The 12,998-nt window shown below is 62.2% G+C and carries 11 protein-coding genes; 10 read left to right on the forward strand and 1 reads right to left on the reverse strand.

All coding sequences use genetic code 11. The annotated features are described in order from the left end of the window. Window positions 1-5 precede the first annotated feature (5 nt). From BMZ24_RS14875 to BMZ24_RS19555, 3 genes are all read left to right on the forward strand, one after another. Window positions 6-1,004 (forward strand): ABC transporter substrate-binding protein, encoded by a 999-nt coding sequence (locus tag BMZ24_RS14875; protein ID WP_161949180.1) that lies wholly within the window; start codon window positions 6-8, stop codon window positions 1,002-1,004. Then, entirely contained in the window at window positions 994-3,273 is a 2,280-nt protein-coding gene (locus BMZ24_RS14880; RefSeq protein ID WP_092193552.1) for an ATP-binding protein, read from the forward strand. Before BMZ24_RS14875 ends, BMZ24_RS14880 begins: the two co-directional genes overlap by 11 nt. Before the next feature lie 195 nt (window positions 3,274-3,468). Further along, on the forward strand, window positions 3,469-3,738 hold the full coding sequence (locus tag BMZ24_RS19555; protein ID WP_143077927.1) for a hypothetical protein: 270 nt from the start codon (window positions 3,469-3,471) through the stop codon (window positions 3,736-3,738). Here BMZ24_RS19555 and BMZ24_RS14890 read toward each other — a convergent pair. Further along, the gene (locus BMZ24_RS14890; protein ID WP_161949181.1) at window positions 3,732-5,630 is read right to left on the reverse strand and encodes a molybdopterin-dependent oxidoreductase; all 1,899 of its coding nucleotides are present in this window, start codon (window positions 5,628-5,630) and stop codon (window positions 3,732-3,734) included. The genes BMZ24_RS19555 and BMZ24_RS14890 overlap by 7 nt on opposite strands. Before the next feature lie 114 nt (window positions 5,631-5,744). Here BMZ24_RS14890 and BMZ24_RS14895 point away from each other — a divergent pair, with 114 nt between their 5' ends. The 7 genes from BMZ24_RS14895 to BMZ24_RS14925 all read left to right on the forward strand — a co-directional run bounded on the left by BMZ24_RS14895 (window position 5,745) and on the right by BMZ24_RS14925 (window position 12,662). After that, complete coding sequence (locus tag BMZ24_RS14895; RefSeq protein WP_092193555.1) at window positions 5,745-6,206, forward strand: LexA family protein; 462 nt, start codon at window positions 5,745-5,747, stop codon at window positions 6,204-6,206. Continuing rightward, window positions 6,207-7,478, forward strand: coding sequence for a Y-family DNA polymerase (locus BMZ24_RS14900; protein WP_092193556.1), 1,272 nt, complete (start codon window positions 6,207-6,209; stop codon window positions 7,476-7,478). A 24-nt stretch (window positions 7,479-7,502) separates the two neighbouring features. Then, window positions 7,503-8,399: a UV DNA damage repair endonuclease UvsE gene (uvsE, locus tag BMZ24_RS14905; RefSeq protein ID WP_092193557.1), complete on the forward strand. Its 897-nt coding sequence runs from the start codon at window positions 7,503-7,505 to the stop codon at window positions 8,397-8,399. An 84-nt stretch (window positions 8,400-8,483) separates the two neighbouring features. Continuing rightward, the gene (locus BMZ24_RS14910) at window positions 8,484-8,816 is read left to right on the forward strand and encodes a PilZ domain-containing protein (protein WP_161949182.1); all 333 of its coding nucleotides are present in this window, start codon (window positions 8,484-8,486) and stop codon (window positions 8,814-8,816) included. Between the two features lie 311 nt (window positions 8,817-9,127). After that, window positions 9,128-9,973, forward strand: a complete 846-nt coding sequence (locus tag BMZ24_RS14915) for an HPP family protein (protein ID WP_092193559.1) — start codon at window positions 9,128-9,130, stop codon at window positions 9,971-9,973. Further along, window positions 9,963-12,092 (forward strand): molybdopterin-containing oxidoreductase family protein, encoded by a 2,130-nt coding sequence (locus tag BMZ24_RS14920; RefSeq protein ID WP_092193560.1) that lies wholly within the window; start codon window positions 9,963-9,965, stop codon window positions 12,090-12,092. The genes BMZ24_RS14915 and BMZ24_RS14920 overlap by 11 nt, the downstream gene beginning before the upstream one ends. A gap of 12 nt (window positions 12,093-12,104) precedes the next feature. After that, window positions 12,105-12,662, forward strand: a complete 558-nt coding sequence (locus BMZ24_RS14925) for a 4Fe-4S dicluster domain-containing protein (RefSeq protein WP_092193561.1) — start codon at window positions 12,105-12,107, stop codon at window positions 12,660-12,662. Window positions 12,663-12,998 lie beyond the last annotated feature (336 nt).

Consider the following 12,998-nt stretch of genomic DNA (forward strand, 5'->3'; position numbering starts at 1 on the left):
AAATTATGCGCCGCATAATCATGACCATCATCATGCTGTCACTCATCACGCTGATCTCTTCCCGCCCCGGCAAGGCCGCGGACGCTCCCGGCGGGAAGATCCTGATCGTGCACAGCTATGACCGCAATTTCGCATGGACCGCCGACATCCATGACGCCCTGGAGCGGATGCTCTCAAAGCGCCGGATCGAACTGCGCACCGTATTCATGGACGCCAACATCAACCGCGACGAGGAAACCCTCACCGCCGTGGGACAAAAAGCGGCCGCGATGATGCGCAGCTTCAGACCGGACGTGGTCATCGCCAGCGACGACGATGCACAGCAGTATTTCGCGGCGCGGTTCGCAGGCGACAGTTCGGCCCCGGCGATTGTCTTCTGCGGAGTCAACCAGGACCCGGCGCGCTACGGCTATCCCGCTCTCAACGTCACGGGAGTCGTAGAGAAACTCGCCTGGCGCGAAAGCCTGAAGCTGCTGCGCCGCCTGTGCCCGGACGTTCGCAGGGTCGCGGTACTCCTGGACTCCAGATCCTCAAGCCTGGCGGCGGTCGGATCGATGCGCACCTCGACCCCGACGGACATCGAAGCCGAATGGATCATTGTCGACACCTATGAAAAATGGCGGGAACTGGTTGACGCCAGCGGTTCAAACCACGACGCCCTTGCCATCATGAACTACCACAGTCTGACCGATGCCGGAGGCCGGGTAGTGCCGGGCCACGAGGTCATGCGCTGGACCCGGAAACACGCGGACCTGCCCTCCGTGGGTTTTTTCGACTACACGGTCGCCGACGGGGCCCTCTGCGGAGTGATCCAGACCGGATTCGAACACGGAACCCTGGCAGCGGGCATGGCCCTGCGCATCCTGGACGGCGAGCGCGCCGGGAACATTCCCATCGTCAGTACAACGCGAGGCCTGACCATGTTCAACCTGAACATGGCCAGAAAACTGCGCATCGACATCCCCGAGGCTCTCCTTCAGGAGGCTGCGGCACTTGTGGAATAAAGCCTTCTACCTGCTGACCGTGATGCTGCTGACCCTGAGCGTTCCCTGCGCGCAAGGCCAAAGCGCCCCCGACATCCTGGTCATTCACTCCTACAATCCGGGGCTGAGCTGGACCGACGACATACACCAGGGCATCGTCGAGACCCTCGCCTCCTCCAAAACACCCTGTTCGCTCAGCACCGAGTACCTCGACGCCAAGCGTTATCCGCAGGAAAACATGCTCAAGATGCAAACGGAGTTGATCGCCACCCACGTGCGCGGCCATGCCGTGGATGCGGTGATCGTCTCCGACGACGCGGCTTTCGGGTTCGTGCTGCAAAACCGCGAAGAGCTCTTTGCGGGCGTGCCCATAATCTTCTGCGGCGTGAACAACTTCCAGCCGGAAATGCTCGGCGGCGCGGAGGGCATCACCGGCGTGTCGGAAATAATCTCCGTGCGCGAGACCCTTGACGCAGCCCTGGCCCTGCACCCCGACACGCGCAACGTGGTCATCATCGGAGGTTCCCTGTCCAGCACGGACAGATCGAACCGCAGCCGGTTTCTGCATCTCATGCCCTCCTATGCCGGGCGACTGCGCTTCCACTTCTGGCAGGACATCCCCACTCCCGTCCTGCTGGAAAAGGTCGCAACCCTAAGCCCGAAAACACTTGTCTTCCTGGCCAACGCCATCGCCGGCCCGGATGGCCGCATGCTTGATTTCGGTCCCAGCGCGGCCTTGATACGGGCCAACACGCAGAGCCCCCTCTACGGATTCTGGGATTTTTTCCTGGGACACGGCATCGTCGGCGGCAAACTGGTCAATGGAGCCGAACACGGCAGAATCGCGGCCCGCATGGCCTTGCAGATCCTGGACGGAACCGCGCCTTCGGACCTGCCCGTAGTCCGGGAAGTGGCCAACCGGTTCTTCTTCGACTACCGGGAGCTGTCCCGCTTCAACCTGGATGAAAAGGTCTTGCCTGAAGGTTCCGTCGTCACGCATCGGCCTCTGAGCATCTTCGAGGCCAACAAGCGGCTTTTCCTGATCTTCGGCAGCATCGTCATCGCCCTGCTCGTCATCATCATTTCCCTGACCCTGGTCGCGCACATCCGCAAGCAGACTCTTCTGGAACTGCAATCCGCCAGGCGCAAGGCCGATGAAGCCAACGAGGCCAAAAGCCTTTTTCTTGCACACATGAGCCACGAAATCCGCACGCCCCTGACCGGGATCATGGGCCTGGCCGAACTGGCCCTGGGCAATCCCGGGAGCCCGAGCGTGCAGGAATATCTGGCCCTCATCCGCCAGTCCGGCCAGAACCTGCTGCACATCATCAACGACATCCTCGATTTCTCCAAGGTCGAAGCCGGAAAAATCGATCTGCAAAACACCCCTTTCAACCCCAGAAGCATGCTGGAAGGCACCTTCGCCTTCTTCAATAGCGGCCTGCGGGAAAAAGGCGTCACCCTGTCGCTTGTCCTTACCGAGGCACTGCCCGAGGCGGTGCTCGGCGATGAAAACAGAATCCGCCAAATCTTTTTCAATCTGGTGGGAAACGCCGTCAAATTCACCGAAAACGGAAAAATAGAATTGCGTCTGACAGGGGTGACTCTCAAGGAGAAAAGCGCCCGCATGATGCTTGATTTTGAAATATCGGACACCGGATGCGGCATCCCCGAAAGCAAGTTGGACAGCATCTTCGAGCGCTTCACCCAGGCCGCGCGGTTTCCGACCAGGACATATCAGGGCACAGGGCTGGGCCTGGCCATCGTCAAGCAGCTCATCGAAGCCATGGGCGGCTCCATCGCGGTGCAGAGCACGGAAGGGGCCGGAACCACCTTCTTCTTCAGCATCCCGGTCGAAAGGACGCTGTCGGAAGAAGCGAAGCAGGGCACGGGGCAGGATGACGGCCCCTCCGTACATGGGCTCTCCGTGCTGGTCGTCGAAGACAATCCCATCAATCGGCTTTTCCTGCAAAAATCCCTGGAAAAACTCGGACACCGGGTCATCTGCGCCACCAACGGCCAGGAAGCCCTTGATCATCTTGAAACGGCCACCGTGGATTGCGTGCTCATGGACATCCAGATGCCGGTCATGGACGGGAGCCTGGCCACGCGCCATATCCGGGACAGATTCGGACGAGACCTGCCCGTCATCGCGCTCACGGCCCATGCCCTTCAGGGGGACAGGGAAAAATACCTGGAGGACGGATTTGACGAATACCTGGCCAAACCCATCTCCATCGAGGATCTCAACAGGGTCATCGCGCACGCATGTGGCAAGAAATCACTTTAAGCGACCGGCCTCGCACGCCTGAGAGCCGACCCATGCCGATGTTTCATGCACCGGCATCATAATACCGGTCATCAACTGCACGCCACGAACCGTGGCGGATATTTTCTCTTTGCAGAACAAAAAAAGCGCGATATTTCGCAAAAAGTTCCTGCCACAAAGGCTTCCCGACAAAACTTCAGCCAGGTAAAGCAGTTCATGCGGCCCAAGATCAGAACCGGCTATCCCGTCACCATCCATGGCCAGGCCTTCACCAAGGTCGGCATCGTCTGCGACGCTTCAGCCTACGACACGCGAGACACCCTGGAAGTGGTCTATGTGGACGCGGCCTTCAAGGCGCGGCGCACCCTGGTCGTCTGGCGGAATGACCGCTTCGAGTGGAGCGAGCCGTCCTACCCGGGCGTCAACGTCGAAAACGATCCCGATTACGATCTCTACGTGACCACGGTCAAGAACGGCCGCTACTGATCCCTCTGCTCCAGGCGGCAACGCTGTTCATAGTACGCGCCCACCCCGCCCATGTCCGTCTCCACGAACCCGATGATACGGTTCACCCCTCCGCCCAGTTTGCCCCACGGCCCACGCCGGTAGACCACGCAGTCCGGGTGCATGGACTCGTCCGCCGCGAACAGCACCTCAAGCCGCCCCAGTTCCGTAACCAGCCACCCCGCCCCGGGCGTGACGCCAAGGCGCTCCAGGGTGCGCGGATGCACCGTCACCACCGGGCTTTCGCCCTGCTCTTCGGGCGGAATCTGGGAATGGACAAAACGGCGGTTGATCAGCGTCAGAAGCTGCAGCGGATAGGCTTGCGTCGCCGCCACCGGCGGGTCCAGACGGGGAGGCAGGTGGTAGAGGCGGTCCTCGTGCCCGAAACGCAGGTCCTCAAAGGCCACGGCCGGATGGGTCGAGCGGACGTATCCCGTGCGGCGCAGTTCTTCCAGGCTGGTCTCAAGGGCCGCAGAATCGAGCGCCCGGCGCAAGGCTTCCTCGGGCTCGGGCAGAATCACGGGAGGGGATAGCCTTGCGCCCAGCTCGGACAGGATCCGGTAATCCGTACGCACACCCTGGGGCGGCTCCACGGCCTTGGCGCTCCACTGAACATATTCATGCAAAAATGAGCCAACGACATCCTCCTGTTCGAGCATGAGCGCAACAGGCAGGACCAGATCCGCGACCTCGGCCGTGTCGGTCATGAAAGCGTCGGCCACCACGACGAAATCGAGCCCATCGAGGGCCCGGGCCACCTCGCCCGCTTCCGGGAACTGGTTGGCCGGGTTGATGCACTCCACCCAGGCCATGCGCACGGGCGGATCGGCACGGCGAAGCTCCCGGGCCAGATCGGGCATGAGCAGGGTCCGGCCATAGGCCGTCTTCGCCTTCCAGGGCAGAGTGAGATTGGCCATGGAGCTCAGGCCGAAATAGGCCCCGCCGCCGCTTTTGCCCACTTGGCCCGAGAGCATGGCCAGGGCGTTGATGAAGCGCACGTTCTGGCCCCCGAAACGATAGCGTTGCAGCCCCCAGCCCAGAAGTGTCGCCACGGGCGCAGGCCCGGCGTAATGGTCCGCCAGCAGCGCCACGTCCTCGGGCCGCGCCCCGCACCACTCCAAAAGTCCTAGTCCGGCTTCGGCCAGCAGACCCTCAAAGCTCGCCGGATCATGGCAGCCGGCCGCCACCTCCGGCGCGATGCCCTTGCGGCGCAGCACCTCGCGCAGCACGGCCGCGGCCAGGAAGCGGTCCGTTCCGGGTTTTACGCGCACGAAATGATCCGTGAAGCCCTGCGCCGTGTCCGCTCCCGGAGCGATGGTCACCACGGGCACGCCCTTCTTGCGCAGGGCCCGGACCATGGCCGCCATGTGCACGGAACCCCGGGCCAGATCGCGGCCCCAGTTGATGAGCGCCGAAGTGTTCAGGATGTCGGAAACATCGTTGGTGCGCAGGCAGCCGAAATCCTTCATGCAGGCCTCTATCCCGGCCTCGTCGCACAACGACCCATGCAGGCCAGTGGCGCCGAGAGTGCGAAAGAAGAGGTTCGAAAGCGCCTTGACCACGCCCCGGTTGCCCGACCCGCGCACATGCAGGATGGAGCGGGGCTCATCCCGGTACAGGGCGATCTTCTCGGCGCACAGTCCAAGCGCCTCATCCCAGCCTATGTCCTGCCAACGCCCTCCGACCTTGAGCCGGGGAGAACGCAGGCGATGCGGGCTGGTCAGGCGCCTGCGATGCACGTCGAGCTTGGAACAGGCAAAGCCCCGCGTGAAGGGGTGATCCGGGTTGCCGCGCAGGCGTGGGCCATCTTCCCCGTTTTCGGCCAGCAGGGAACAGGCATCAGGACAATCAAGGGTGCATGCGGTGATAATCATGTATTCTCCCAGGGAACAAGCTAAGCATGGACTCCCCGTCTGTGTTTTCATTTATCGGTGACAGTACTAACGCCGACGTTGACGGAAGCCAATACGGGAGGCAATGGTTCATGCATGTCAAACCTTCCCAATCCCCGCCCCCTGGGCCCGGGCCGCCTCGAAGTCCTGGGCCGCGCAGTCTCCGAGCCAAGCCACGGCACGCCCCTCTACCTGGATCGCATTTCGGCCGGATTTCCATCCCCGGCCGATGACTATATTGAGACAGCCCTCGACCTGAACACATATCTGATCCGCAACCCCGCCGCCACATTCATGGTCAAGGTCAGCGGAGATTCCATGACCGGCGCGAGCATAAACGATGGAGATGTCCTGGTCGTGGACCGCTCCGAACAGCCCGCCCACGGCAAAATCGTGGTCGCGGTGCTGGATGGCGAACTCACGGTCAAGCGTCTGGTCATGAAGGACGGGCGGACCATGCTCGCCCCGGAAAACCCCTGCTACAAGCCCATCGCCGTGACCGAGGAGCAGGAATTGCACGTTTGGGGCGTGGTCTCGGGCGTGGTCCGGAAGCTCTAGATGCGCGACTTCTACCTCATGGTCGACTGCAACAACTTCTACGCGTCCTGCGAACGGGTCTTCGCCCCCCGGCTGGAAGGAAAGCCCGTGGTCGTGCTCTCCAACAACGACGGGTGCGTCATCGCCCGCTCCCAGGAGGCCAAGGCCCTGGGCATCGTCATGGGCGAACCGGCCTACAAGCGGGAGACGTTTTTCGCCCGCAACGGCGTGCACGTCTTCTCTTCCAACTACGCCCTCTACGGAGACATGTCCGCGCGGGTCATGCAGACTCTGGCCGGCTTTGCGGAGGAAACGGAAGTCTATTCCATCGACGAATGCTTTCTGCTGCTGCGGGGCCTTGGCACCTCGTCCCTGCTGGAAACGGCCCGCGAGATCCGGCGCACGGTGCGGAAATGGACCGGCATTCCGGTCTGCGTCGGTCTGGCCCGTACCAAGACCCTGGCCAAGATCGCCAACCGGCTGGCCAAAAAGGCAGATGGCGACGGCGTGCGTCTGCTGGAGGACGAGGCGGATATCGACAGGATTCTTGGCGACATGGACACGGGCGACATCTGGGGCATCGGCCGCAAAAGCGCGCTCCGTCTCAGCTCCTGCGGGGTGCATACAGCCCTAGACCTGAAAAACCAGGCCGATGACTGGATTCGCCGTCAACTGACCGTGACCGGCCTGCGCACGGCGCTGGAACTGCGCCAGATCCCGTGCATCGCCCTGGAGGACACCCCGCCCCCGGCCCGGTCGCTGGTCTGCTCACGCTCTTTCGGCACGCGCATAGAAAGCCTGGAGAGTCTGGAAGAGGCGGTCTCGGCCTACGTGCAGCGGGCCGCCGAGAAACTGCGCCGCAAGGGGCTTGTGGCCGCGGCCGTGCAGGTCTTTCTCGAAACCAACCGCTTTCAGCCCGGTCCCCGGTACGCGGGGAGCCGATGCCGCGCCCTGGCCGCGCCCACGGCCGACACCCTCGATCTGCATGGCCCGGCGCTGGAAATTCTGCGCGACATCCACAAGCCGGGCTACAAATACCAGAAGGCGGGGGTGATCCTCCTTGATCTTTCCCCGGCGGGCAATCGCCAGCTCTCCTTCCTGGAGCCCCACGGCGAGGAAAAAACCCGCCGCGACGCCCTCATGCGGGTCATGGACCGGATCAACACCGTCCACGGCCGGGGCTCCCTGACCCTGGCCGCCTCGGGTCTGGGCAAAAAGAGCTGGCACATGCGCCAGGAGCGGCGTTCCCCCTGTTACACCACGTCCTGGGCCGAGCTGCCGCTGGTCAGATAACCCTTTTTCCCCGCAAGGACCGCCATGCGTTTTGGACTCTGTTGTCTTTTCCTGGCCCAAGAAATTTCCTTCCGCACCACCACAGCCAAGGTTCTGTCCGCCATGGAGCGCAAGAAGGCCCTGGAAAAGGTCTCGGACATCTGCCTGCACAACGCGGACAACCTGCTCCTGGCCGTGCAGGCGGCGCAGCGGCTTGGCATCGGCGCATTCCGCATCATGTCGCCCCTGTTCCCGCGCATGACTCACCCCGAGGTGGGCTACGCACTTGAGGATCTGCCCCGGGCCGAAACAATCTCCACGCGCCTGTCCGCCACCAGGAAGTTCGCGGTGGAGCACGACATCCGCCTGAGCTTTCACCCGGACCAGTTCGTGGTCCTGTCCTCCCCCCATGCCCACGTGGTCGAGAACTCGGTACGCGAGCTGGAATATCACGCCTTTCTGGCCGAACTGGTCGGAGCGGACGTCATCAACATTCACGGCGGCGGCACCTACGGCGACAAGCCCGCCGCCCTGGCCCGCTTCGCCGAAGTGTTCAGGCGCCTGCCCGAAAACGTGGCCACGCGACTCTCCGTGGAAAACGACGACGCGAGCTACACCGTGACCGACCTTTTGCCCATGTGCATGGAACTGGGGCTGCCGCTGATCCATGACGTGCATCACCACCGCTGCAACCCCGACGGCCTGGACGAATGCGAAGCCACCGATCTCGCGGCGGCGACCTGGCGCGGCCGGGAACCCTACGTCCACATATCCTCCCCGCGCGAAGGCTGGCAGGGCAATCCCAAACCCCACGCGGACTATATCGACGAGAACGACTTTCCCCGGTGCTGGCTGGGCCGGTCCATGACCGTGGACGTCGAGGCCAAGGCCAAGGAACTGGCCGTGGTCAGAATCATGCAGGCCATGAACGGACGGCAATGATTCTTTTGTCATGGATATATGGACAAGGCCCGGAACCTGTCTTATCTGCCTGATGCTTTCCAGATTTTTTTGGGAGGAATTGTCATGATCAACAAAAGAAAATCACCGCGCAAGGCCAGCCTGGAACGTTGCCGTGTCGAACTGTACTCGTCGGCCAAAGGCCCGTTCGAATCCCGCGTCGTCAACTACAGCGACACCGGCCTCATGATCGAAATGGATCATCCTCTGACCAAGGGAGAGCCTGTGAAAATACTCTTCCGCCCCGGGGACGAAACCGCACGGAGAATCGGCGAAAACTACTGCATGGGCATGGTCCGCTGGTGCGCACCCCAGGACGGCCTGTATTCGAGCAGGTACGGGGTGGGTCTTGAAATGGCGCAAGCCTCGGCCCGCGGAAAGGCCTCCAGGGCGGCCTGAACCGGCCCTGTTCCTGATCGTGAAAGACGAAATTTCAAAAGACCGAATTTCGGCCTGTAATTCTTTTTTAGCCCGCACCAATCCGATTCGGAACCTTTCCCCTACAGCACACAAGCATCAAAGCCGCCCATGACCACACGGGGCGGCTTTTTTGATCCGCCGGCCGTCACTGCTTCCAAAAAAGACCTCGAACCTGCTGAAATCGCGCCTGAACTCCAGTTTTTCGAAATTTTCCGCACCTCCTTTACGTCCGGCGAATAATCATCGTATGGTCATGGATATATGTCCTCGACAAATCGACGGAGACAGCCATGATCGAAATCCGGCTGGTGTTGCCAAACAGGCGGGAGTTCCGGCGGGATCTGTATCGCCCCGGCATCATCTCCCTATCGAGAATTCTGTGGGGATCGACGGGGGCAGGCCTTTTCATGGCGCTCATCGCCCTGGTCCGCGACGCCACGGGCGTCGGAGTGCTCTACCCGCCGCTGGCCGCGACCTGCTTCATCGGCGCAACCTGCACCTATCTGCGGGTAGCCCGGCCCAAATCGGTCATCGTGGGCCATTTCATCTCCACCGTGGGCGGATTGCTGGGCGTCGCGGCGGGGGAGGCGATGTTTGGCGGCACGAGCCTTGCCATCCCCGTCAAGCTCGGCCTGGCCGTATCCCTCTCGGCCGTGCTCATGCAGGTCCTGGACGCCGACCATCCGCCGGCCGCCGCGACCGCAGCCATTCCGGCCATCCTGCCCCTGCCTGCCTCCACCCTGCTCCTGCCCCTGCACATGGCCTGGGGTGCGGTCCTGGCCGTACTTTTCACCGTGATCTGGAACCGCGTCTGGTTCGAGTGCCCGGCCCCGGACGAAGGCTGCGAGCGTTCCTGGTTCAACCTGCGCATGGACAAACCCGACATCGCAGGGGGCGGGATCTGCCTCCTGGCCACGCTCTGCATGTGCGCCAAGCCTTGGAGCGTGACCACGTATCTTGCCGGACTCTGGATCATGACGGCAGGACTTGCCATTCTTTCCCTGCACCATTTCTTTGGCGCGCGGGTGCTGGTCACGGAGGTGAAAGACACGTGCACGCTCACCACGACGCCGACAACGGACGGGCCCGATCCGATTACCGGGCCGAACACGAAGGAGGAAAAACATGAACAGTAAATGGATTCCCACCGTGTGTTATCAGTGCAAGGCCGAGTGCGCCATCCTGGCCAGGGTGGAGGACGGCGTGCTCAAGGAAATTCGGGGCAACCCCAGGGCCAGGGGCAAGGCCTGCGTCAAGGGCATGGCCGGAGTCTCGCTGGAGTACAGCCCCGACCGCCTGACCCGCCCTTTGAAGCGGGTCGGCAAGCGCGGCGAGGGCAAATTCGAACCCTGCTCATGGGAAGAGGCGCTGCACGCCATCACCAGAAAACTCATGGATCTGCGCGACCGGGGCGAAGCGCACAAACTCACGGCCAGCTTCTTTCCCCACTCCATCACCGACCCGAAGTGGCGCTTCCTGAACGCCTACGGCGGCTTCATCAACACCGCCCTGCCCCACTGCGACTCGGCCAAGATCGTGGCCTGCATCAAGACCATGGGCGGCGTGCCCAATCATCACATTCCCCCGAACTTCGCCTCCGTGCCCAAGGGCGGGGTCATCATTCTCGCCGGCCGCCACGCCATGGGCTGCCTCGATGACGCAGCCATCCCCCGCGACATACTGAACGCCAAAAATCGCGGGGCCGTCCTCGTGGTCATAGACCCCATCTTCACGGCCGATGCGGCCAAAGCCGACTGGTGGATTCCCATCAAACCTTCCGGAGACACGGCCCTGTTCACCGGCATGACCCATCACATCGTCATGAACGGACTCTACGACAAACCGTTCGTGGAAAACTGGATTCGCGAAGGCGACTTCGACAAATTCAGGGACTACCTCGCGGACAAGACTCCGGAGGCCATGAGCGAGATCTGTGACGTTCCGGCCAAGGACATCACAAGGCTGGCCGAAATGTGTGCCTCGGCCCCGTCCGTGGGCGTGGACAGCTTCAAGGGCATCATGCTCGGCCAGGCCCTGGATTTCGGACACGCCTGGACCAATTTCCTGGCCGTGACCGGCAACATCGACAACCCCGGCGGCCAGCCCCTGCCCGACGTGACCCCGCTCTCCCCGGTCCTGCCTGCACCAGCCGGCCCAAGCCTTGGGGACATGGGATGGCACCGCACCGGCCCGGACAGGGACAAGTTCGGCAAATACTCCTTCATCATGGAACCGACCTGGTACGAAGCACAGGCCATCAAGAACGGCGACCTCAAGGTCCTGGTCACGTCCGAATGCAACCCGGCCCTGACCGAGATGGGGCAGGAGGAATGGCGCAAAGCCGTGACCATGACCGACGACAAGGGGCATTATCAGCTTGAGATGCTGGTCAGCTACGAAATCATGCTCTCCGAAACGGCCAGATACGCCGACTATGTACTCCCGGACAAAAGCTACTTCGAGCGCTGGGAACTCCTGTACATGCCCTGGTGGTACAACTTCGGCCACGGCGTTGCCCTGCGTCAGCCGGTGGTCGACGCGCCCGGCGAATGCAGGCACTCCAACGAGGTCTTCATCGAGCTCGGTAAGCGCCTGTGTCCCGAATACTTCGCCTTCAAGGACGACCTGGAATATTACGACATCCAACTGGCGGGCCTTGGCCTGTCGGTGGACAGGCTGCAGGCCATGGGCGGTCTCTGGTCGCCCGGGACCACCGGTTTCCGGAAATATGAGCGCGGCGGCTTCGGCACACCGAGCAAGAAGGTCCATCTCTACTGGGAGGATCTGGAGGACGTGCACCAGGCCTTGCCGCGCGTGGGGCTAGCCCCTGAATACGAGGCCGACACAGGGGAATTCCCCTTCATTCTCATCTCCTACCGGACCATCTTCCACCAGGGCTCGGGCCAGTGGACCCACAACAACCCGCAGTTGCGCGATCCCGTCGGCGGACTCATGGAAAATCCGCTGCTCATCAACACGGCAACCGCCAAGAAGCTCGGTATCGAAGACGGGGCGGTGGTCACCGTGCGCTCCCGCACCGGCCGGATCAAAGTCCGGGCCAAGCGCACCGAACGCATCCGCCCCGACTGCCTGGGCCTGCATCACGGCTTCGGCGCCACCGTCGGCCGGGTGGCGGTGCTTGGCGAAGGAGTCAGCGACAACGTCCTCATTCCCGATTCGGGCATGACGCTCGACTGGCAGGACCTTGTCGGCGGGGAATCGCACGTGTCCACCCGCGTCACCGTGGAACGATGAAGGAGGCAAGCCATGAAACAACTCAGTCTCGCCATTGATCTGGACCGCTGCATCGGTTGCAAGACCTGCGTGGCGGCCTGTCGAAACTACCACGGCCTGGTCGACCACGCCTCGGCCGTGCCCGGCATGATGCCCTATTATCTGCGCGTCGAGAGCGATCGTCAGGGGACCTACCCGGACATCGCCATCCAGTCCTGGGTCATGCCCTGCCAGCACTGCAAAAATGCCGCGTGCATCAAGGCCTGCAAGGCCGAAGCCATCGTCAAGGACACCGAAACCGGCATCGTGCGCATCATGGCCGACAAATGCAAAGGCAGCCGCGACTGCATCGAGGCCTGCCCGTACGGGGTCATCCAGTTCGACGCGGCCAGAAACAAGGCCCACAAGTGCGATCTGTGCTGGGAGCGCGTGCATGTGGGCGAAAAGCCCGTCTGCGCGGAGGTCTGCCTGACCGACGCCATCCGCTTCGGAGAAAAGGAGATCCTGAAGATGGAGCTTCAGGCCGAGGGCAAGGAGATCGTCAAGAAGATGAGCGCCCAGTCCATGATCTACTTCCGCACGCCCGGATAGAAAACGGCTTGAAAACAATACATGAACGGGTCGCATACCGATGGGTGCGACCCGTTCATGCATTGCGCGATCAGGAAGTGAAGCGGTCGTGTTCCCCAATCAAAGTCATGGATCCCCGCCTTCGCGGGGATGACTGAAGGAAGCCGGGCCTACGGGGCGCTCTCGGCCATGAATTCCCCATCTTCGCGGGGATGACGGTCACCCAAAAACTCGGAGAACGCCGAGCTAGTCGAATCCCCCGCCTTCGCGGGGATGACGGGGTGCTGACACGCATGTTGTTTGCGAATGCCGACGTAGGAAAAAAAATCTCGAAACATTCACACTACCTGGAGGTCA

Origin of the sequence: Desulfomicrobium norvegicum (genome assembly GCF_900114595.1) — a bacterium.
Lineage (GTDB): Bacteria > Desulfobacterota > Desulfovibrionia > Desulfovibrionales > Desulfomicrobiaceae > Desulfomicrobium > Desulfomicrobium macestii.

Bases quoted from the DNA above. Each gene is read 5' to 3' on its own strand.
- BMZ24_RS14875 (WP_161949180.1), top strand. From the start codon at position 6: ATGCGCCGCATAATCATGACCATCATCATGCTGTCACTCATCACGCTG.
- BMZ24_RS19555 (WP_143077927.1), top strand. From the start codon at position 3,469: ATGCGGCCCAAGATCAGAACCGGCTATCCCGTCACCATCCATGGCCAG.
- BMZ24_RS14890 (WP_161949181.1), bottom strand. From the start codon at position 5,630: ATGATTATCACCGCATGCACCCTTGATTGTCCTGATGCCTGTTCCCTG.
- BMZ24_RS14895 (WP_092193555.1), top strand. From the start codon at position 5,745: ATGTCAAACCTTCCCAATCCCCGCCCCCTGGGCCCGGGCCGCCTCGAA.
- BMZ24_RS14900 (WP_092193556.1), top strand. From the start codon at position 6,207: ATGCGCGACTTCTACCTCATGGTCGACTGCAACAACTTCTACGCGTCC.
- uvsE (WP_092193557.1), top strand. From the start codon at position 7,503: ATGCGTTTTGGACTCTGTTGTCTTTTCCTGGCCCAAGAAATTTCCTTC.
- BMZ24_RS14910 (WP_161949182.1), top strand. From the start codon at position 8,484: ATGATCAACAAAAGAAAATCACCGCGCAAGGCCAGCCTGGAACGTTGC.
- BMZ24_RS14915 (WP_092193559.1), top strand. From the start codon at position 9,128: ATGATCGAAATCCGGCTGGTGTTGCCAAACAGGCGGGAGTTCCGGCGG.
- BMZ24_RS14920 (WP_092193560.1), top strand. From the start codon at position 9,963: ATGAACAGTAAATGGATTCCCACCGTGTGTTATCAGTGCAAGGCCGAG.
- BMZ24_RS14925 (WP_092193561.1), top strand. From the start codon at position 12,105: ATGAAACAACTCAGTCTCGCCATTGATCTGGACCGCTGCATCGGTTGC.